Origin of the sequence: Streptomyces sp. TS71-3 (assembly GCF_018327685.1) — a bacterium.
GTDB lineage: Bacteria > Actinomycetota > Actinomycetes > Streptomycetales > Streptomycetaceae > Streptomyces.
Genome location: NZ_BNEL01000003.1, coordinates 2,924,948 through 2,944,607 on the forward strand (window position 1 = coordinate 2,924,948; position 19,660 = coordinate 2,944,607).

Sequence of the window (19,660 nt, forward strand, 5' to 3'; positions counted from 1 at the left end):
CGGGGGAGAGGGGGGACGGGAGGGGCGCGGGTGCTAGCGGGCGGGACCCATGTCGTCCGGATCGGTGAGGATCTCGATCAGGGCGGGCCGGCCGCCCAGTTGCCTGACGGCGGCCGGGATCTCGGCGGGGTCGTGCAGCCGGCGCCCGTCCAGGCCGAAGCCGCGGGCGACGGCGGCGATGTCCACGCCGGAGATGTCCTTGCCGGGGTAGTCGCCGGTGCGTTCCGCGAGCCCGCCGTACCGGCGCAGGGCGGCTCCCACGGCGGCGTAGGAGCCGTTGTTGACGACGACGAAGGTGACCGGGATGCGGTACCGGGCGGCGACCCACAGGGCCTGCGGGCCGAACTGGAACACCCCGTCGCCGAGGACCGCGACGACGTGGCGGTCCGGGGCGCCGAGCTGGTAGCCGAGCGCCGCGCCCATGCCCCACCCCAGCGATCCGGAGGACGAGGTGAGGAAGGAGCGGGGGGAGGTCTGCGGCAGGGCGCCCAGAAGGGCGACCTCGGAGGTGGTCGCGTCCTCGACCACCGTGGTGCGGGAGTCCACCACCTCGGCGAGGGCGGCGGCGACCTCGGCCACGGTGGCCGGACGGCCCTGCCCCACTGCCTCAAGGGCGTGGGTGGTACCCCCACCGCGGGGCGGCGGGACCGGCCGGGGCCCTGCGGTGCCGGCGGCCGGGGCGGGCCGCGCCGGTGCCGCGGGGTGTTCGGGGAGCAGGGCGAGCAGTCCCCGGGCGATCAGCGACTCGTCCCCGACGAGCGCCTCGTCGACGCCCTGCACCCGGGCGAGTTCGGCCGCGTCGGTGTGCGTCTGCACGAGGGCGGTACCGGGCGGCACGGGGGCTCCGCGTCCGGTCTCGAACTCCACGAAGCACCGGCAGCCGAGGAAGAGCAGCAGGTCGCTGCCGGCCACGGCGGGGTTGCCCGGCGCGTAGGAGCCCGCGAACCGCGGGTGGTCCGTGGGGACGACGGACCGCTCGAAGCCGGTGCGGTCCTCGTGGCAGACCGCGGCGCCGATCCGCTCTGCCAGCGCCAGCACGTCCGCGGTGGCGCCGTGCCGGCCGGCCTCCGCGCCGGCCACGATCACCGGCGCCCGGGCCCCCGACAGCATCTTGGCCACGGCCTTCAGGCGGTCCGGATCGGGGGCGGTACGGGCCGTGACGCGGTGCCTCGCGGGTGGCGGCACCGGTGCGGTGCAGGGGGCGTTCATCAGGTCCTGGTTCAGGCCGAGCCAGACCGGTCCCGAGGGCTCGGCGGTGGCCAGCCGCAGGGCCTGGGTGAGGTCCTCGGGGATGGCGTCAGGCGTCGGCGACTGCCAGGCGCGCTTGACGAACGGTCGGGCCAGGTCGCCGGTGGACGGCAGGGTGGTGAATCCGCCGTGGGCCTGGATGGGGGAGGGCTTGAGGCCGGTGAGGACGACGACCGGGGAGTGCGCCAGCCGTGCGGCGTCCAGGTGGGCGAGGCCGTTGGCGAGCCCGAGGTGGGTGTGCAGGTACGCGACCGCGGGCTCTCCGGTCGCCCGCGTGTACCCGTCGGCCATGGCGACTGCCACGGATTCGTGGGTGGTCAGCACCACCTCGAACTCCGGGTGCCGCAAGGTGGCGTCCAGGAAGGCCGCCTCGGTGCTTCCGGGACAGATGAAGACCCGCCGGATGTCCCAGGCCAGCAGGGTCTGAAGGACGGCGTCGGCCGCCGTGCGGTCGGGGTGGTCGGTCATCTCGGCTCCACGGGGGTGCGGGCCCCCGCGGGTGCGGGGCCGGGTAGTCCGCTGCTGTCGGTCCAGTCGGCGATGGTCTGCGGTTCGGTACAGGCATCCAGGGCGGGAAGCCCGTGTCCGCGACCCAGGCCGCTGCTGTTGAACCCGCCGAACGGCATGTCGACGCTGGAGGCCCCGACGCGGTGGACGTTGAGGAAGACGCTGCCGGAGCGGATGCGTCCTGCCAGCTGCCGGGCATGGGCGCGGTCCTCGCTCCAGACGGAGGCGGCCAGTCCGTACTCGGTGTCGTTGGCCATGGCCACCGCCTCGTCCTCGGTGTCGAAGGGCAGCACGGGGACGGCTGGGCCGAACTGCTCCCGGGTCACCAGGTCGGCACGCGGATCGATGCCGGTGACCACGTGGGGCAGCAGGAAGTGCCCGTGCTGCCAGGTCGCCGGGTCCAGCTTGCGTCCCAGTTCGTGGACGGTGGCGCCCCTCGCCCGGGCGTCCGCGACCAGGGCGGCGACCTTGTCGAGCTGGGCCCGGTTGTTGAGCGGCCCCATGGTGGCGCGCTCGTCGAGGCCGTCGCCGACGGTGATCTCGTCCACGGCCGCCCGGAAGCGGTCGGTGAAGTCCCGGTAGTGGCCCCGGTGTACATAGATCCGCTTGACGTTGAAGCAGACCTGCCCGCTCATCCCGTAGACGCCCTGGACGAGTTCGGACACCAGCCGGTCGGTGATCCGCGCGCTGTCCAGGACCAGCGCCGGATCGTTGCCGCCGAGCTCCAGGCTGACCCGCTTGAGGGTGCCCGCGGCACCGGCCAGCACCCGCCGTCCGGTCTCGGTGGAGCCGGTGAAGAAGACCTTGCGGACCAGGGGGTGCCGGGCCAGCTCCGCTCCCGCGGAGCCGGTGCCGGGCACCGAGTTGAGCACGCCGTCGGGCAGTTTCGCGGCGAGCGTGCGCAGCACTTGGTGCAGCGCCAGCGGAGCGAGCTCGGAGGGCTTGACCACGACGGTGTTGCCGGCCATCAGGGCCGGGGCGATGCCGAGGAAGCCCAGGTAGACCGGGGAGTTCCAGGGCACGATGACGCCGGTGACGCCCATCGGGCGGCGGGCGAGCCAGACCGCCCCGCGGGAGTCGGAGCGCAGCAGGCGGTCCTCGGCGAGCTCGGTGGCGAGCGAGGTGTAGTACTCCAGGATGTGGGCCGCTCCGCCCACGTCCAGCCGGGACTCCCAGCGGAGCTTGCCCTGCTCGCGGGTGAGCAGCCGGTCAAGCTCCGCGGCGAGCGGGCGGAGCTCGGCGGTGGCGTCGAGCAGGACCGCGGCGCGCTCGTGCGGGGACGTCCCGGACCACGGGCCGAAGGCGCCGTGTGCCGCGCGTACGGCGGCGTCGACGTCGGCGGGTGTGCCGAGCGCGGCCTCGCCGACGACCTCGCCGGTGCGGGCCGGGTTGCGGACGGTGGTGCGGGCCGAGGCGGTCAGCGGGGTGACGCGGTTGCCGATGAGGACCTCGGCGCCCGCGACCGCGGTGCCGGTCATCGGGTGACCCTCAGGGTCATGGAGCCCAGCCGGCTGATGCGCGTCTCCAAGGTGTCGCCGGCCTGGATCGGGCCGACCCCGGGGGGAGCGCCGGTGAAGATCACGTCGCCCGGGAGGAGGGTCATCATCCGCGAGGCGTAGGAGACGATGGCGGCGACGGGGGTGATGAAGTCCCGGGTGTTCACGTGCTGGCGGTGGTCGTCGCCGTTGCGGACCAGGTCGATCTGGAAGTCCGCGGGGTCGCCCGCCTCGTCCGCGGTGGTGACCCAGGGGCCGATGGGGGAGAAGGTGTCGTAGCTCTTGCGGCGCGAGCGATCGGCGGCGCTGCGGACGGTGATGTCCAGGCCCACGGTGTAGCCGAGGATGTGGTCGAGCGCGGTGTCCTCGGGGATGTCCCGGCCGCCGGAGCCGATCACGATCACGAGTTCGGACTCGTGGTGGATCTCCTGGCCGGCGGCGACGACCTCCGCCGGCAGCACGATGTCGTCCGCGGGGCCGCTGATCGACGACGGCGCCTTGAGGAAGACGTCGAAGTCCATCATCCAGGACTCGACGCGGCCGAGGGTGCGCTGCTGCACGTCGTGCATCTCGGCGACGTGGTCGCGGTAGTTGCACGCACAGGCGATGATCTTGGACGGGTTGAGCACGGGTGCTCCGAGCCGCAGCTCGCTCAGCGGCTGCGCGGGGCCGGCCTTCGCGGCGGCCTCCAGTTCGGGGCGCAGTGCCTGGAAGTCCCGGCACAGGGCGCGCCACCAGCCCGCGGTGACGGGGTCGGGGTCGTGCGCGGGCAGGACCGCGGTTACGTCGACGACGCCGCCGACACCGTCGTCGGTCACCGCGCCGAGGCGGTTCTCCCCGAAGAGGGCGAGCTTCACTGGTGGTCCTTTCCGGGGACGGAGCGCGGGGCGAAGAGGCCGGTGACCGGCTGCGGCGTGTCGAGCTGCTGCTCGCGGTGGATGCCGAGAGCGCGCAGGACCGGGGTGTCGGCGAGGGTGAAATGGTCGGCCTGCTCGTCGGCGTGGTGCTCGACGGCGGACCAGGAGGGCACGACGAAGGCATCTCCCGGCTCCCAGTCGAATCGGACGCCGTCGATGACGCTGTGTCCGGTCCCGTCCCGGACGACGTGGATGCGGTTGCCCGTTCGGCGCACCGGCAGCGTGCCGCGGCCGGCCAGGATGCGTTCCACCCCGCAGGCCAGCGTCGGCAGGATGCTCGCTCCCGACTCGGGATTGGTGTACTCGACCGCGACGGAGGGTGCGTCCGGGGCCGCGTCGCAGGCGCGGCGCAGGCGGGCGTCGGTGTCGGCCCAGCGGTACACCAGGAGCGGGGAGGGGGCGGGGTCGAGCGCGGTGGAGACCGCCTGGTCGGTGTGGCGGCGCGGGTCCCCCGCGTAACGCTGCTCGGAGCGGTTGTGCTCCCCGGCCGCGTCCTGGGTGAACTCCGGGTGGGGCTCGAAGAACACGCCGTCGAGCGCCTCGATCATCGGCAGGTCCAGGCCGTCGAACCAGAGCATGTCGCCGTCGCCGGTGTTGGTGTGGTCGTGCCAGTTCCAGCCTGGCGTCAGGACGAGGTCCCCGGCGTGCATGTCGCAGGGGTCGCCGTCGACGGTGGTGAAGACGCCCGTGCCGGACAGTACGAACCGGATCGCGCCGGGCGTGTGCCGGTGGGCCGGAGCGCTCTCGCGCGGGCCGAGGCACTGGATGGCTCCCCAGAGCGTTCCCGCGGCGTAGGGCCGGCCGCCGAGGCCGGGGTTGCGCATGCTCAGCACCCGGCGCTCCCCGCCGCGTTCGACGGGGACCAGCTCGATGGCGCGGGCGGCGAGCGGGCGATAGGTGCGGGCCGACCAGAGCCAGGGGACGGCGGCGGGTCGGGGGTGCGGGGTGAGCAGTTGCTCGGTGACGGTCCACAGCGGCGCCAGGTCCACCCCGTCCACGTCCTGGTAGAAGGTGGTGAGCGCGCTCTCCTCGTCATGGCGGACGGTCATGCCGGCGTCCCTTCGAGCTCGGTGTACGGAGTGCCTATGCCGAATCGCTGCACGCTCTCCAGGAGGGACACCCGGCGCAGCCAGGCGCGGGCGCGGTCCGGGTCGGCGGCCAGGGCCCGCAGCTCGCGCTGGTTGGTGAGCCGGGTCTCCTCGTCCGTCTCGCGCAGCCGGTCCGTGTTGCGCTGGGTGTCGGCCTGGACGTACTCCAGCGCGATGCGGCGGCGGCACCGGGCGAAGCCGTCGAGTTCCGCGTCCGCGTCGGCTCCCTGGCCAAGGATCCGCACCAGGCGCCGGGTGAGGTCCATGGCGTCGTGGATGCCGCTGTTGAGCCCCACACCGCCGACCGGGCTGTTGACGTGGGCGGCGTCCCCGATCAGCAGGGCCCGCCCGCTGCGGAACGTCGCGGCCACCCGCTGGTGCACGTGGTAGATCTGGTGGTCGATGATCGGGTAGCCGCCGGCGAGGGGCGCGACGCTCTGCAACTGGCGCTGCATCTCGTCGGGTGCCGTGGCCTCCTCGTCGCTTGTTCCGGACGGCACCGGCCAGAGCACCCGCCAGGCTTCGGGGGTGCGCAGGATGAACAGCCACTGCTCGGGGTCGGCGATGTAGTTGACCTCGGCGATGCCGGGCACCTGCGCGCTCATGTCGACAGGAGTGCTGACGATGAGGAAGCGCTCGGGGTAGGTGAACCCCTCGAAGGGAATGCCGAGTTGCCTGCGCACCGTGCTCCGTGCGCCGTCCGCGCCGATGACGTACGCGCCCCGGAGCCGCTCGGTGCCCTCGGGGGTCTCCACGGTGACCGTGACGCCGTCGGCGCCGGTGCTGAGGTCGGTGAGCCGGGCGCCGAAGCGCAGCCGGACCAGGGGGTCCGCGAGCAGCCGGTCGTGGAGGAAGCGGACGAGGCGCTGCTGGTTGAGCTGCAGGCGGTAGGGGAACCGGGTCTCGTCGCGGAGCAGCCCGAGGTCGAACTCGGCGACCAGGCCGTCCCGGCGGTCGCGGAACTGGTACCGGGGCACGACCAGGCCTTCGGTGTGCATCCGCTCCGTGATGCCGATGTCCTTCAGCAGTTCGAGGGTGGCGGCGTGGAAGGTCGAGGCGCGCCAGTCGGGCTGGGGTTCAGGAGCGGACTCCACGACGACGGTCGGGATGCCCGCCTGTGCGAGGACGGCGGCAGCGGTCATACCGACCGGACCCGCTCCGACGACGATGACGGGAGGAGTGCTGGGGTCGATCATGCTGGCGACTGTAGGAAGAAATTCCAGTACTGGGAAGATTCGCGGAAAGCTTGGGAGTAGAATTCCCCTATGTCGAATACCTCGCATGGCAGCTCGGGCTCCCTCAGTTCGGTCGACAACGCCCTCCGGCTGCTCGCTCTGCTCAGCGACCGCCGGGTGCTGCGGGTCGCCGAGGCGGCGGACCTGCTGGGGGTTGCCAGATCAACCGCGCACCGGTTGCTCTCCTCGCTGCGCACCCACGGGTTCGCGGTGCAGGACAAGGCCAACGGCGCCTACCGCCCCGGGCCGGTCCTCATCGAGCTGGGCCTCGCGGCGACCGGGCGCATCGACATCCGGCAGCTGGCCCAGCCGGCCCTCGAGGAACTGCGCGACCGGACCCGGGAGACGGTCAGCGTGTCCCTCCTCGAAGGGCGGGACGTGCGCTTCGTCGACTGCATCGAGGGCACCCGGTCGGTGCGGGTCGGTCTGCGCACCGGCAAGGTCATGCACGCCCACTGCACGGCCGCCGGCAAGGCCCTGCTCGCCGCACTGCCCCTCGCCGAACTGCACCGCCGCTACCCGGACGGAGAGCTGGAGGGGCAGACCGAGGCGTCGGTCACCTCGTGGGCGGCCCTGGAGGCGGAGCTGGCCGAGATCCGCGCAGGCGGGCTCGCCTACAACCGCGAGGAGGGGGAGCTGGGGATCTGCGCCGTGGCCGCCGCGGTACGCGACGTCACCGGTGCGCCCGTCGCCGCGCTGGCCGTGGTGGTCCCGTCGGGCCGGATGGACGCCTCCCCCGGCCTGGGCGCCGCCACGCTCGACGCGGTCCGCACCTTCGAGAAGTGGCTGCACACCGCCTGCTGACCGGGCACGGTCCGGTCGGCCGAACCGGACCGTCCGTGGGGGCCGTGGTTGCGGGCCCGGTCGAACCGGGCGCCGCAGAGGCGGACACCCGATGCCGCCCGCCGTTTCGCAGGGGCGCCCACCCGGGATCACCGGTTATCGGTATGCCGGTCGAGCAGAGGGATTCGAGGAGCCGATACAACAATAGGGGAGGAATAATATCAAAAAAGGTATAGGGGTACCTGGCCGACCAACTCGCAAGGGAGGCCGACCAGCCACTGGACGAACTCGCCGACGCGATCGTCACGCGCGCCCAGGAGACGACGGTCAGTCAGAGCAGCGACGACATCGCTCTGCTGCTGGTGCAATCCAGCAGAGCGGCCAGGTCCCAACCGCCAAACCTGCAAGCCCCTGGAGCCCGGCAATGACATCTGAACCGAAGGCCCGCGTATGGGGTTCCCGCGGAGCCGTCTCGCAGGCGGCCGCCACAGCCGTCGGTTCCTGCGCGGCGATCAGTCCGTCCGCAGCAGAGCGACATGCCGGCGCAGGCCGGTGAGCAGGTGCTCGATGTCGTCGGCCGTGTTGTAGCAGTGCGGCGAGATCCTCAGGTTGTTGTCGCGTGAGGAGGTGACGATGCCGTCCTCGGAGAGCCGGGCGACGAGCGCCTCCGCGTCGCCGGAGCGCACCGCGACGAGGGGGCCGCGGCAGCCGGGGGCCTTGGGGGTGACGACGCGGGCTCCCAGAGTCTCGATCTCGTCGATCATCCAGGTGTTGAGTTGCTCGACATGGGCCGCGGTCGCCTCGACACCGATGTCGAGCATCAGCTCCACGCCGGCGTACCCGGCATAGACGGAGGGGATCGGCGGTGTGCCCGCTTCGAAGCGGCGCGCTGACGGCGATGGGGAGTACCGGTCGATCCGCATCGCGAACACGTCGCTGTCGGCGAACCAGCCCGTCGCCAGCGGTACGAGGTGGGACGTCGAGGCGGCGTTGGCGTACAGGTAGGCGACCCCGGGTGACGCCAGCAGGTACTTCAGGGCGCCGCCGACGACGAAGTCCACGCCGAGTGCGCGGGCATCGATCGGCACCGCGCCGGCCGACTGGTACGCGTCGACGACCACCAGCGCTCCCCGCTCGTGGGCGATGCGGGTGATGGCCTCCAGATCGAGCTGGCTGCCGTTGCGGAAGCAGACGTGGGTGACGGAGACGACGGCGGTCCGCTCGTCCATCGCGGCGGCGAGCCGGTCGAGGCAGAGCCTGTTGTCCGGTTCGGCCGGCACATGCACGATCCGTGCCCCGCGCCGTTCCTGCGCGTGCCAGATCTGCCCGACCGTCGGGAACTCCAGGTCCGTCGTGACGACGGTGTCGCGCGGCCCGGTGAAGTCCACTGCGGACGCCAGCGCGTTCAGACCGGCTGACGCCGAGGTGGTGACGGCGACCTCGTCGGCGTCGACGTTGAGCAGCCGGGCGTAGGCCGCCCGCAGCCGCTCGGTGCATGCCACCCAGTGGTCCCACGCCGAGCCTTCGCGCTCGAGGCCGGCCAGGTAGTCGTCGTATGCGGTACGGACCGCGTCCGACAACGCGCCCTGCGAGCAGCTGTTCAGGTAGGTGACGCGGTCCAGCACGGGGAAGCGGTGCCGGATGAGGTCGGGCAGGGACTGGTCGGGCACGGTGTACTTCTCCCTTGTTGTTGTGGGAAGGGCGCCGTGTTCTCCGGCTGTCGGGGAACGAGGGCGTGGACGGGGCGAGGACCGGGGCAGGGCTGCCACTTCCGCCGGCGGGCGCCGGCTCGGGGACGAGGGGGTCCGTCGCGCGGGCGTCAGTCGCGTCCGGCCGGCGTCACGTCGGCGTCGGGGGCGAGCAGCGGGCGGGTCCGCGCGGCGCCGGTACGTCGCCTCGCCACGATCGCGTAGACCAGGGAGATGACCACCAGGTAGGGCACGCCTGCCTCGCAGGCGATGGCGAGCCCGAGTTTGAAGCAGCCGAGCAGGATGCCGACGAGCAGCGCTATCCCGATGACGGGGGTGGCCACTCCGCCTGGCAGCCGGACCGGCGACTGGCGGAGTCCGCGTCGGTCCCGGATCCGGCGGAAGGCGACGAGCGTGGTGAGGATGAGGATCCACACCACGATGCCGCCGAATATGGAGATGCCGAAGAGCGCGAAGTACGCCCCGTTGGGTGACACCACCGACAGGTACGCGGCGATGGCCAGCCCCAGCGCGGAGATCACGAGGGCGTTGCGCGGCGTTCCCTCGTTCGTCGTGCGGCCCAGCAGCGCCGGCGCATAGCCGTCGTGGGAGAGCGAGTGCGCCATGCGAGTGGTGAGGTAGAGGTTGGTGTTCATGCTGGACAGTGCGGCGGTGAGCACCACGAAGTTCATCACCGACGCGGCGGCCGGAATGCCCGCGACGTCGAAGATCCTCACGAACGGGCTCGCCAGGATGCCGTTGGCCGTCGACTTCGCGTTCCACGGGACGACCGCGACGATGATCGCGATCGAGGCGACGTAGAACAGGGTCAAACGGATCAGCATCGAGCGGAGCGCGTGCGGGACGGTCCGCTCCGGCTCCGTCGTCTCCGGCGCGGCCACCGAGATCACCTCGATGCCGTAGAAGCTGAAGATGACGATGAGCATCGACAGCCACACTCCGCTGAGCCCGTTCGGCAGGAAGCCGCCGTTCGCGGTCAGCTGGTGTACGCCGACGGCGGAGTGGTCCGGTAGCCCGACCGTGACGTAGGCGATGCCGAGCAGGACGAACAGGACGATCGCGGTGACCTTGATGGACGCGAACCAGAACTCGAACTCGCCGAAGAACCTGACCGCCGTTCCGTTGAGTATGAGGAGCAGTACCGAGAAGACGACGACCGGCACCCACAGCGGGATCACCGGCCACCAGTACCGTACGTAGGTGCCCGCCGCGATCACTTCACCGCCGACGGCGATGATCTGCGCCACCCAGTAGGTCCAGCGGATGACGAAACCGGCCCAGGGACCCAGGTAACTCTGGCCGATGGCGCCGAAGGAACCCCGGGTCGGATGCACCACGGTCATCTCGGCCAGGGCCCACGCCACGATCAGTGCGATGCCTGCGCCGATGAGATAGCTGATGATCACTGCGGGGCCGGCCGTGCTGATCGCGAGCGTCGAGCCCAGGAACAGCCCGGTACCGATCGCGCCCCCGATGCCGATCATCGTGGCCTGGCGGTGGCTGAGTCCCCGTGTCAACGCCCCCTGCTCGGACGGACTCCCTGTAGGCGATGCTGTCATCGGAACCACACCTCTCATGAGGATGCGACAGGGCCGTGGCAACTGCCGGAGCCCGGCAACTGCCGGAGCTCGACGGACGGCCCAGGCGGCGGCACGGGCACGGCGGTGGGATCGCCCGCGGGTCAGGGGACGCCGATCGGGCCGGATATGATGGGGCGAGACTAGTTAAGCCACAGTGAACTGTCTATCGATCCGTCCATCGATCCGGAGAGGCACGTTCCGAATCCGGCGGAAGCGGAGCCCGGCGGCGCCGCAAGGCGTCCTACGGACAGCCGGCCGGCGAGCGGTGACCTCGCTGCACCTGCCGGCGCCGACGCTTGCGGGAGCCTCTCGTCGACACCTGTTTTGGTCGGGTTTAAAATCGGGGTGATTGAGGCGGTGTTCGGATGCACATCGGTGATGGCCTGCGCGAGCTGCGGCGCAGCCGAAACCTGACGTTGAAGGACCTCGCGCAGGCGACCGGCCTGTCCGTGGCGATGCTCAGCCAGGTCGAACGCGATCGCACCGACCCGAGCCTGGAAACCCTGCGACGGCTGGCCAAGGCGCTGGACGTACCCGCCTTCAGCCTGCTGCGGGAGCGCGACGATGACGCGGTCGCCGTCGTCCGTCGCGACGACCGCATGCTGATTCGCTCGCCGCACGGCGGCATCGCCTACAGCCGGGTCTCTCCCGGCGGGGGGCGGCTCGAAGTGCTCGAGGGCACGCTCGGCCCCTGGGGTGCCACGTCGCAGGAGCCGTGGTCGCATCCGTCCGAGGAGTGCGCCGTGGTGCTCAGCGGCGAACTCGTCGCCGAGGTGGCCGACGAGCGCTACGAACTTCGTGCCGGCGACAGTTGCTACTTCGACTCCCGCCTCCCGCACCGCTACCTCAACGAGACCGGCGCCGCGGTGTCGTTCTCCATCGCGATCACCCCGCCGAGCTACTGACCGGAGCGTCGTACGCGCTGACCGCGGGGCGCCGGCCCCGAACAGCGCGGGATCGAGCCGGCGCCCGATCACGACGAGCCTGGCCGGCGAGATCATCCGCCCGCTTCAGGGCCAGGATCGCCGGCTTCCGGCGGTCTCGCTGACCGGCGCCGGTGCTCGTGATCACCGCGCCGGTGAGCAGGTGACGACGCCGGCGCCCCGAAGGCAAAACCCCGGCCAAAACCCTTCCTGCTCCGAACCCGACGGCCATGCGGTCGCATCTCCACATTCGACAGCGACCGGGCGGGCGGTTGCGCCCGCGAACTCACGACAGAGAGGATCCACAACACGTGAGAAGACCGCCGAAGGGCCGGCCGGCATCCGCCGGCGGGCAACGGAACCGGCATTCCGTCAGGCGTTTCACAGGACTGTTCGCGCCGGTCGTCCTGCTGGGGACGGCGGCGCTGGCGGGTCCCGCGGCGGCCGCGCCGTCATCGGATGCCGGACCTTCCGTGGCCACGGCCAACACCGGTGAGACCACGACCAGGCTGCACGAGGAAGTGCGTACCGGGTCGTTGCTGAGCCGGCACGGCGTCCACAGGGTCTGCCCGCGCTGCCAGGCCGAGATCGTCACCACCAAGGCCGGCGGTGACACGCCTCTGCGGGCCGCCGCACCTGCCGGCTACGGCCCCAGTGAGCTGAGCGACGCCTATCACCTGCCGGCCACCTCGGCGAGCGCGCGGACCATCGCCGTCATCAACGCCGGTGTGGATCCGAAGCTGGCCGGGGATCTGGCCACGTACCGCAAGCACTTCGGGTTGCCGGCCTGCACCACGGCCTCCGGTTGCCTGCGGCTGGAGAACTACACGGGCGGCTCGCAGCCGGCCCCGCAGACGGGGGAGGAGGGGGCCTACTGGGAGGAACAGGTCGCGGGGGAGACCTCGCTCGACATGGACATGGCCTCCGCTGCCTGCCCGACCTGCCGTCTCCTGGAGATATCCGTACCGTGGCAGGACGCCATAGATGACAACGATGTCTCCACCGGTGACTTCGCCAAGGCGGTGAACACGGCGGTCGCGGCGGGGGCCTCGGCCATCAGCATCAGCTACGGCTACTCGCCCGACGCCACGAACACCCGCGGGAAGGACCTCGCCGCGTTCACCCGGAAAGGGATAGCCATCACGGCCTCCTCCGGTGACGAAGGCTTCAACGGTGGCACGCGCCAGTCGTGGCCCTCGGACCTGCCCACGGTGATCAGCGTCGGCGGGATCACCCTGCCCGCCTCGGGCTCGCCCACCGCCTGGGCGTTCGCCGGCAGCGGATGCGAGACGGCCTTCCCCTCCGCGACGGGACAGCCCGCCGCCGTCACGGCGCTGTGTGCCGGACACCGCGCCGCCAGTGACGTCTCGGCAGACGCCGATCCTGCCACGGGAGTCTCCGTGTTCGACAGCTACGCCCCGAGTTCGGGGGAGCCGGTCGACTGGGCCGTCATCGGTGGCACCAGCGCTTCCTCACCGTACGTCGCCGGTCTGTTCGCCCGGGGCGGCCATCTCGGCAAGGTAGACGGGCCCAGGACGCTGTACGGGGCCCCGTCCGGCGCCTTCCAGGACATCACGGAAGGAAACAATGAGATCCGGCACGAATGCGGCGCCTACCCCGGCCTCAGCGCTTCCGTCTGCAACGCGGACCCGGGCTGGGACGGTCCGACGGGCCTCGGCATCCCCCGCGGCCTGAGCGCCTTCTGACGCCTCCACCCCTTTTCCGCACGGACATGAAAGGGCATCCCATGCCAACCATCCCGCGGGCCACGGCCCTCGCCGGAGCCCTGCTCGCCGCGACACTGCTCGCGGGCTCGGTGGCAGCCGCCGACGCCCGGACGGACAGGACCGCGGCCGTCGCCCCATGCGGCATGAACGACGTCTCGTTCTACTACGGCGGCTTCAGCCAGAACCTCAGCACGGCGTCCTTCGACATCACCCTGCTGGCGCACGACGCGGTCGCCTGCCGCCTTCCCGACACACCGCTGATCTCACTCGGCGGCCCGCCCAGCCAGAAGACGCCGATCCCCGTCGCGATCGAGGGCCGGGGCGGGAACCTGACGCTGCGGCCGAACTCGCCGCTGCACGCCACCGTCGCCTACTCGAAGCCCGATCTGCCGGAGAACACCATCCAGGCGAGCACCTTGACCCTGAGCATGCCGGATCACAGCAGCCGTACGGCGTTCTTCGGAGTCCCGGGAACCAGCGACATGTACAAGGGAGGCGCTCACGTCACCGCCTGGACCACGGGTCCCGGCCTGGGAGAGGGAGAGGGGACCGAGTAACCGTCCCGCTCTGCTCCACGGCGGCCGGCGTCGGGACGGACGGCGGGTCGAGGGAGGACAGGGGCACCCCGCTGTGGCCCGGGGGCGGGACTCCCGGGCCACTTCCTCATGGACCGGGGCCCAGCCTCATGTGTATCCAGTCTGGATGAGCGCTCGCGGGTCCTGTTCGCGGGTTTGGAGAAGCAGCCGGGGCCGGCGTGGCAGAACCCGGGGCGCGGGGCGGATGGTCTTTTCGCGCCCGGTTGGTTCACCTGCGGCAACATCGCCGCAGGTGAACCACGAAAGGCACCTCTTGACATCCTTTCCGGGGCAGTCCTAGCGTCCCGGCATGAGCGAGGAGCTGACGAGCCCTGGTGAAGGCTTCCACCCCCATCTCCGCGGAACCCAGGACCGCCCGGCTACGCCCCCGCACACTCGGCTGCACCACATCCGCACCGACGGCCTGGATGGCGACACCGCACAGACCGGTGGCATGAGGCGGTTCGCTGCCATCAGCGGAGGGACCGTGGGCTCCGAGGGGCTCTGGATGGGGCAGACCCATGTCTCGCCTGCGACCGCCAGCTCCGACCACCATCACGGCGAGTCCGAGACCGCGATCTACGTGGTGAGCGGGCACCCCGAGTTCGTTTTCCTGGACGGCACGGGCGAGCAGCCCGAGGAGGTACGGCTGCGCACCTCGCCGGGCGACTACATCTTCGTCCCCCCGTTCGTGCCGCACCGCGAGGAGAACCCGGACCCCGCGGAGGAGGCCGTGGTCGTCATCGCCCGCAGCACGCAGGAGGCGATCGTGGTGAACCTGCCCGGCCTGTACGTGCTCCCGGTCGACGGCGCGTGACCCCGGCTCACCCCTGAAGGGTGTCACCCATATGAGAAGGAGGTCCATGGGCGGCCCTCGGTGGCCATCGGAGTCATGCCTTCCGCAGAAATTCCGTCATCCCTGAACATCGGCAGGTCATGCCGTGTCCAAGGGCGGATCAGGGGGGCGGCGTACCCCGAAGCGGGCCACTTGGGTACCCGGAAACAAATCACTCCGCGGTGCCCATGGGAATGTGTGAGCCTGAATGTGGGTCGGGGTGTGGGGTCTGATCGTGGGTCAGGGTGGGCGTCGATTGCGCGTCGCATTGTGGGCAATGGGCGCGGCGTAATAGCGGTCGGGCCGGAAAACGCTGCGACCGGTTGCCCCTGAGCTCTCGTTCAGAGGTGGGCCGGACCGGGCCGTCGGATCGGGAGTACGCGGCTGCGATCCGCCAACCGACGCCGGATCCGGGGCCCCATACCGCAGCGACCTGCCGGGAAACGGGCGTCAGGTTCGGACTCACGCGGTGGCACCACCCCGGTACCGGCCACCTATGCGCAACGAGCGCGCTCAGGTTACGGATTCCTTACCGGCAGCAGCGGCACATTGCGCCGTATGCCGGCGGCGGATGAATGTGATCATGTGCCAGTGCCTCCTCGCGTTGCGTCAGGCCCCGGCCCTGCGCATTCGCGGCCGATATGACCGTGCACTGGCGATGGAAGAGGAGTTGTGCGAAATGTTCGATGGAACACGGATAAACGGTGCCTGCGATCCCGCTTTCGAGATGGTAAAAGCTGAGTTCACGCGTAATTTCACGGAACGAGGCGAACTGGGCGCTGCCGTGTGCGTGACGCTGGACGGTGAGGTCGTGGTCGACCTGTGGGCCGGCTGGGCCGACGAGGAGCGCCGCCGGCCCTGGCAGAGCGGAACGCTGACCAACGTGTGGTCGGCGGGCAAGGGCGTGACGGCCATCGTCGCCCACAGGCTGGCCGACCAGGGCGAGCTCGACCTGGACGCCCCGGTGGCGGCGTACTGGCCGGAGTTCGGCGCTGCCGGGAAGCAGGACATTCCCGTGCGATGGGTGCTCTCCCACCGCTCAGGAGTCTGCGGAGTCGATCTCGACCACCCTCTTCGCGTGTCCGATCTCTACGACTGGGAGCGGATGACCTCCCTGCTCGCGGTGCAAGAGCCCTTTTTCCAGCCGGGATCGGTCAGCGGGTACGGGGCACTCTCGTACGGCTACCTGGTGGGTGAGATCGTTCGGCGCGCCACCGGCAGCACCATCGACGTCCTGTGCGCCGAGAACGTGGCCGGCGCGGTTGGGGCCGACTTCCATCTCGGCCTGAGCGCGGGAGATCTGGAGCGGTGCTCCGAGATGGTCGAGCCCGAGCCGGATCCGGAGCTGGAGTCGGCGCTGGCAGCCGCGTTCGCCTCGGCGGGGCCCGCGGCACAGGCGGCTCTGCTCAATCCGCGCCCCCTGGGACGCCACGCCAACGCGTCCGAGTGGCGTCGAGCGGTCATCCCCTCGGCCGGCGCACACGCAACAGCGCGAGCGCTTGCAACGATCTACGGAGCCCTGGCGGACGGATCGGAGAAACTGCTGTCCACACCCGCCCTCGACCGGGCCAGGGCAGGTCAGGGGCGCTGCGTCGACGTGGTCGCGGGCGTGGGCGGCGAGTTCGCACTGGGATTCACACTCGGCAGCGACGAGCACAGCTTCGGCCCGAACCGGCTGGCCTTCGGCCACGACGGCTTCGGCGGCTCGACGGGATACGCCGACCCGGAGTCGGGAATCGGCATGGGCTACGTGATGAACCGGATGGGGCCGCTGCTACGCGACGATCCTCGCAAGATGGCGCTGGTGAACGCCGTCCACGGCAGCCTGGCCGACCGGTAGCGCCCGCGGGGGGGCCCGGCGGCTACCGCGAGCCCGTTGTTCCCGTCCGGCGCCCCACCCTGGGACCGCACCCTCGGTCCTCCAGCCGGTCCCTCGGCGCGGCGAGGGTGTCCCCGCGGCGAACGGGGACACCCTCCGCGTCAGGCGAGGGTGCCGTTGTTCTCGCGAGCCTTGGCGGCGGCGTCGGCGAGGTCGTCCAGGAGGTCACGCAAGGCGGCCACGGTCGGCTCGTCCGTGACCCTGCCGTCCGCGAACTTCCGCGTGGCCTGCGGGATGCGCAGATCCTGCGGGATCACCTGGGCCCCCATCACGGTGAGGGTCTGCGACAGCCACGCCCGGGCGTTGTCACCGCCGGTGATCGCGGTGGAGGCACTGACCAGGGCCACCGGCTTGGCCGCGATCTCGCCACCGCCCACCATCCACTCCAGGGCGTTCTTCAGCACGCCGGAAGTGCCGTGAGCGTACTCGGGGCTCACGATGAGCATGCCGTCGCACGCGCCGACCGCGGAGCGCAGTTCGGCGACGATGCCGGGCATTTCCGTCTGCTCGACGTCGGCGTTGAAGAAGGGCAGGCGGCCCAGGTCCGGCCAGACGACGAGTTCCCGCGGGGCGATGGTCAGGCTCACCGCCGTGCGCAGCACGGACGCGTTGAACGATCCGGAACGCAGACTTCCGCACAGACCGAGGATCTTCATGTCGATCAGCCTACGTTCCTGAAGGTCACCGGCAGGGAGGAAAGCGCTCGGGAGACGGTGGAGGGACGGTAGGACGGCTCACCGTCCAGGGCGAGTCCGGGCAGTTTCGCGAACACCAGCGGTACCGCGACGCGCGCCTCCAGACGGGCCAGCGGCGCGCCCAGGCAGTGGTGGATGCCGTGGCCGAAGGCGAGGTGCGAGCGTTCCCCGCGGGTGATGTCGAACGACTCCCCGTCGACGAAGCGGGCCGGGTCCCGATCGGCCGCGGCCACGCTCAACGCCACCGCCTCGCCCGCCGGGATGGTGACGTCCCCGACCGTGACCGGCTTGCGGGTGAAACGCCAGATCGCGTTCTGGATCGGGCCGTCGAAGCGCAGCACCTCCTCCACCGCGTCCGCCCACCGCCCGGGTTCCCGCTGGAGCAGGGCGAGCTGGCCCGGATGGCGCAGCAGGGCCAGGACGGTGCTGCCGAGCAGGTTGACGGTGGTCTCGTGACCGGCGGAGAGCAGCAGCGCCAGCATCGAGACGAGCTCGTCCTCGCTGAGCCGGTCGTCCTCGTCGCGGGCGCTGACGAGCGCCGAGGTCAGGTCGTCGCCGCTCTCGGTACGTTTGCGTGCCACGAGGGTGCGCAGGGTGTCGTGGACCTCCTGGAAGGCGGCCATGGCGGCCTCCCGGCTGTCCTCGTCGTTGCTCATCACCGCTTCCACGGCGTGCCGCAGCCGCTCCCCGTCCTCCGCGGGCACGTCCAGCAGCTGCCGGATGACCTCCATCGGCAGCAGTGCGGCGAACTCGGTGGTGAGGTCGGCGCGGCCGGAGTGCTCGCCCTGCCGCTGCAGCAGGCCCTCGAGCAGGTGGTTCGCGGTCGCCTCGATGCTCGGGGCGAGGGCCTCGATACGGCGCGGCGTGAAGCCCTTGGAGACCAGGGCCCGCAGCCGGGTGTGGCGGGGTGGGTCCGAGACCAGCATGTGGTCGCCCATCCCGATCACCACGTCGCCGGTGATCGGGACACGCTGCTCCTGGAAGGCCGTCCAGGTGCCGGCCATGTCCTTGGAGTAGGAGTCGCTGTCGAGGAAGGCCCGGCGGCAGTCCTCGTACCGGGTGAGCATCCAGGCCTCGACACCGCCGGGCAGGGTGACGCGCTGCGCCCCGCCCTCCTCGCGCAGCGCGGCGTACGTGGGGTAGGGGTGGGCGACGAACTCGGGGGTGAACAGGGCGCCGGCGGCGCGGGGACAAGCAGTCACGGATGGTCCATTCGGAAGATGGCAGGGGGCGCGGGCAGGGGAGAAGGCGACGGCCCGGGCGGGGTCACCAGGTGACGGGGAGTTCGCGGACGCCGTAGAGCACCATGTCGTGGCGGAACGGCAGCTCGCCGGTGGGCCGAGCCGGGCGCAGCCCGGGCAGACGCCGGAACAGGCCGCCGAAGACCTCGGTGAGCTCGACGCGGGCGAGGGTGGCTCCGACGCACTTGTGGAAGCCGTGGCCGAAGGCGAGGTGCTTGCCGTTGTTCACGCGGTGGATGTCGAAGCTGTCGGCGTCCTCGAACACGGCCTCGTCGCGGTTGGCGGCGTTCAGCATCACCAGGACGCCGTCCCCGGCCCGGATCAGCTGACCGCCGACGACCGTGTCCTCGGTGACGCCGCGCGGCAGTCCCGCGTGGTTGATGGACAGGTACCGCAGCATCTCCTCTACGGCACCCGGCAGCAGCGCGTCGTCGCGCCTCAACGCGTCAAGCTGGTCGGGGTGTTCGAACAGGGTGACCGTGCCGATGCCGATCATCTGGGCCATGGTGTCGTAGCCGCCGAGCAGCAGCAGCGCGGCCATGCCCACGAGTTCCTCGTGTGTGAGGCCGCCGTCGGCGGAGCGGGCGACCATGCGGCCGAACAGGTCGTCGGACGGCTGCTCCTCCTTGGCGGTGACCAGCCGGTCGAAGTAGCCCATGAGCTCGCCGGCCGCCCGCACCGCCTGCTCGGGGGTGCTCGTGCGGTCCAGGACGGTGTCGGTGAGCGACACGAACAGCACGTGGTCCTCGAAGGGGACGCCGAGGATCTCGCAGATGGTCATGGCGGCCATGGGCAGGGCGAACTCCCTGACGAGATCGCCCGAACGGCGGCCGTCGGCGCTCATGAGGTCGACCAGCCCGTCGAGGATGTGGCGCATCGTGGGCCGCAGCGCCTCCATCTGGTTGATCAGGAACTCCCTGGTCACGGTGCGGCGCAGCCGTCCGTGGTCCGGCGGGTCGGCCTGCATGAAGAAGCCCGGCGGCGGGGGCACGTCCCCCGTGACGTAGGTGGGGAATCCGGGTGTGCGGGGGTCCGAGCTGAACGCACGGTGGGTGAGCACGGCCCGTACGTCCTCGTGGCGGGTGACGACCCAGGCGGTGTCCCCGCGCGGCGTGCGCACCTGGAAGACCGGGCGTTCGGCGCTGAGCGCGCGGTACTGGGGCGGCGGGTCGAGCGGATGCTCGCGCGGCATCGGGAATTCGGGTAGCACAGCGGTCATCGC

16 protein-coding genes are annotated in these 19,660 nt (G+C 71.2%); 6 read left to right on the forward strand and 10 right to left on the reverse strand.

The window, feature by feature from the left end; translation table 11 throughout:
- Positions 1 to 33: 33 nt before the first annotated feature.
- From Sm713_RS36395 to Sm713_RS36415, 5 genes are read right to left on the reverse strand one after another with little or no spacing between them, the layout of a single operon-like run.
- Positions 34 to 1,716: a thiamine pyrophosphate-binding protein gene (locus tag Sm713_RS36395; RefSeq protein WP_212914200.1), complete on the reverse strand. Its 1,683-nt coding sequence runs from the start codon at positions 1,714 to 1,716 to the stop codon at positions 34 to 36.
- The gene (locus tag Sm713_RS36400; RefSeq protein WP_212914201.1) at positions 1,713 to 3,233 is read right to left on the reverse strand and encodes an aldehyde dehydrogenase; all 1,521 of its coding nucleotides are present in this window, start codon (positions 3,231 to 3,233) and stop codon (positions 1,713 to 1,715) included. The genes Sm713_RS36395 and Sm713_RS36400 overlap by 4 nt, the downstream gene beginning before the upstream one ends.
- Entirely contained in the window at positions 3,230 to 4,108 is an 879-nt protein-coding gene (locus tag Sm713_RS36405; RefSeq protein ID WP_212914202.1) for a fumarylacetoacetate hydrolase family protein, read from the reverse strand. Before Sm713_RS36405 ends, Sm713_RS36400 begins: the two co-directional genes overlap by 4 nt.
- Positions 4,105 to 5,217 carry a cupin domain-containing protein gene (locus tag Sm713_RS36410; protein WP_212914203.1) on the reverse strand — a complete coding sequence of 371 codons (1,113 nt, stop codon included), beginning with the start codon at positions 5,215 to 5,217 and terminating at the stop codon, positions 4,105 to 4,107. The genes Sm713_RS36405 and Sm713_RS36410 overlap by 4 nt, the downstream gene beginning before the upstream one ends.
- Positions 5,214 to 6,452 carry an NAD(P)/FAD-dependent oxidoreductase gene (locus Sm713_RS36415; RefSeq protein ID WP_212914204.1) on the reverse strand — a complete coding sequence of 413 codons (1,239 nt, stop codon included), beginning with the start codon at positions 6,450 to 6,452 and terminating at the stop codon, positions 5,214 to 5,216. The genes Sm713_RS36410 and Sm713_RS36415 overlap by 4 nt, the downstream gene beginning before the upstream one ends.
- A 69-nt stretch (positions 6,453 to 6,521) precedes the next feature.
- Between Sm713_RS36415 and Sm713_RS36420 the strand changes: the two genes are divergently transcribed.
- Positions 6,522 to 7,295 carry an IclR family transcriptional regulator gene (locus Sm713_RS36420; protein WP_212914205.1) on the forward strand — a complete coding sequence of 258 codons (774 nt, stop codon included), beginning with the start codon at positions 6,522 to 6,524 and terminating at the stop codon, positions 7,293 to 7,295.
- A 491-nt stretch (positions 7,296 to 7,786) separates the two neighbouring features.
- Here the strand turns inward: Sm713_RS36420 and Sm713_RS36425 are convergent, their stop codons facing one another.
- Positions 7,787 to 8,944 (reverse strand): aminotransferase class V-fold PLP-dependent enzyme, encoded by a 1,158-nt coding sequence (locus tag Sm713_RS36425; RefSeq protein WP_212914206.1) that lies wholly within the window; start codon positions 8,942 to 8,944, stop codon positions 7,787 to 7,789.
- A gap of 149 nt (positions 8,945 to 9,093) precedes the next feature.
- Positions 9,094 to 10,542: an amino acid permease gene (locus Sm713_RS36430; protein WP_212914207.1), complete on the reverse strand. Its 1,449-nt coding sequence runs from the start codon at positions 10,540 to 10,542 to the stop codon at positions 9,094 to 9,096.
- Positions 10,543 to 10,928: 386 nt separating this feature from the next.
- On the opposite strand from Sm713_RS36430, the gene Sm713_RS36435 reads away from it, so the two are divergent.
- The 5 genes from Sm713_RS36435 (at position 10,929) to Sm713_RS36455 (ending at position 16,463) form a co-directional block, all read left to right on the forward strand.
- On the forward strand, positions 10,929 to 11,468 hold the full coding sequence (locus Sm713_RS36435; RefSeq protein ID WP_212914208.1) for a helix-turn-helix domain-containing protein: 540 nt from the start codon (positions 10,929 to 10,931) through the stop codon (positions 11,466 to 11,468).
- Between the two features lie 491 nt (positions 11,469 to 11,959).
- On the forward strand, positions 11,960 to 13,192 hold the full coding sequence (locus tag Sm713_RS36440) for a S8 family serine peptidase (RefSeq protein ID WP_212914209.1): 1,233 nt from the start codon (positions 11,960 to 11,962) through the stop codon (positions 13,190 to 13,192).
- Positions 13,193 to 13,233: 41 nt separating this feature from the next.
- Positions 13,234 to 13,770 (forward strand): hypothetical protein, encoded by a 537-nt coding sequence (locus tag Sm713_RS36445; RefSeq protein WP_212914210.1) that lies wholly within the window; start codon positions 13,234 to 13,236, stop codon positions 13,768 to 13,770.
- 328 nt (positions 13,771 to 14,098) lie between these two features.
- Complete coding sequence (locus Sm713_RS36450; protein ID WP_212914211.1) at positions 14,099 to 14,605, forward strand: cupin domain-containing protein; 507 nt, start codon at positions 14,099 to 14,101, stop codon at positions 14,603 to 14,605.
- A 697-nt stretch (positions 14,606 to 15,302) separates the two neighbouring features.
- Positions 15,303 to 16,463 (forward strand): serine hydrolase domain-containing protein, encoded by a 1,161-nt coding sequence (locus tag Sm713_RS36455; RefSeq protein WP_212915083.1) that lies wholly within the window; start codon positions 15,303 to 15,305, stop codon positions 16,461 to 16,463.
- A 140-nt stretch (positions 16,464 to 16,603) separates the two neighbouring features.
- Here Sm713_RS36455 and Sm713_RS36460 read toward each other — a convergent pair whose 3' ends face one another.
- The 3 genes from Sm713_RS36460 to Sm713_RS36470 all read right to left on the reverse strand — a co-directional run bounded on the left by Sm713_RS36460 (position 16,604) and on the right by Sm713_RS36470 (position 19,657).
- Positions 16,604 to 17,158 (reverse strand): NADPH-dependent FMN reductase, encoded by a 555-nt coding sequence (locus Sm713_RS36460; RefSeq protein WP_212914212.1) that lies wholly within the window; start codon positions 17,156 to 17,158, stop codon positions 16,604 to 16,606.
- A gap of 5 nt (positions 17,159 to 17,163) precedes the next feature.
- Positions 17,164 to 18,399, reverse strand: a complete 1,236-nt coding sequence (locus tag Sm713_RS36465) for a cytochrome P450 (protein ID WP_212914213.1) — start codon at positions 18,397 to 18,399, stop codon at positions 17,164 to 17,166.
- A gap of 64 nt (positions 18,400 to 18,463) precedes the next feature.
- Positions 18,464 to 19,657 carry a cytochrome P450 gene (locus Sm713_RS36470; RefSeq protein ID WP_212914214.1) on the reverse strand — a complete coding sequence of 398 codons (1,194 nt, stop codon included), beginning with the start codon at positions 19,655 to 19,657 and terminating at the stop codon, positions 18,464 to 18,466.
- Positions 19,658 to 19,660: the final 3 nt, after the last annotated feature.

Bases quoted from the DNA above. Each gene is read 5' to 3' on its own strand.
- Sm713_RS36430 (WP_212914207.1), bottom strand. From the start codon at position 10,542: ATGACAGCATCGCCTACAGGGAGTCCGTCCGAGCAGGGGGCGTTGACA.
- Sm713_RS36435 (WP_212914208.1), top strand. From the start codon at position 10,929: ATGCACATCGGTGATGGCCTGCGCGAGCTGCGGCGCAGCCGAAACCTG.
- Sm713_RS36445 (WP_212914210.1), top strand. From the start codon at position 13,234: ATGCCAACCATCCCGCGGGCCACGGCCCTCGCCGGAGCCCTGCTCGCC.
- Sm713_RS36470 (WP_212914214.1), bottom strand. From the start codon at position 19,657: ATGACCGCTGTGCTACCCGAATTCCCGATGCCGCGCGAGCATCCGCTC.
- Sm713_RS36400 (WP_212914201.1), bottom strand. From the start codon at position 3,233: ATGACCGGCACCGCGGTCGCGGGCGCCGAGGTCCTCATCGGCAACCGC.
- Sm713_RS36410 (WP_212914203.1), bottom strand. From the start codon at position 5,217: ATGACCGTCCGCCATGACGAGGAGAGCGCGCTCACCACCTTCTACCAG.
- Sm713_RS36420 (WP_212914205.1), top strand. From the start codon at position 6,522: ATGTCGAATACCTCGCATGGCAGCTCGGGCTCCCTCAGTTCGGTCGAC.
- Sm713_RS36460 (WP_212914212.1), bottom strand. From the start codon at position 17,158: ATGAAGATCCTCGGTCTGTGCGGAAGTCTGCGTTCCGGATCGTTCAAC.
- Sm713_RS36455 (WP_212915083.1), top strand. From the start codon at position 15,303: ATGTTCGATGGAACACGGATAAACGGTGCCTGCGATCCCGCTTTCGAG.
- Sm713_RS36395 (WP_212914200.1), bottom strand. From the start codon at position 1,716: ATGACCGACCACCCCGACCGCACGGCGGCCGACGCCGTCCTTCAGACC.
- Sm713_RS36450 (WP_212914211.1), top strand. From the start codon at position 14,099: ATGAGCGAGGAGCTGACGAGCCCTGGTGAAGGCTTCCACCCCCATCTC.
- Sm713_RS36415 (WP_212914204.1), bottom strand. From the start codon at position 6,452: ATGATCGACCCCAGCACTCCTCCCGTCATCGTCGTCGGAGCGGGTCCG.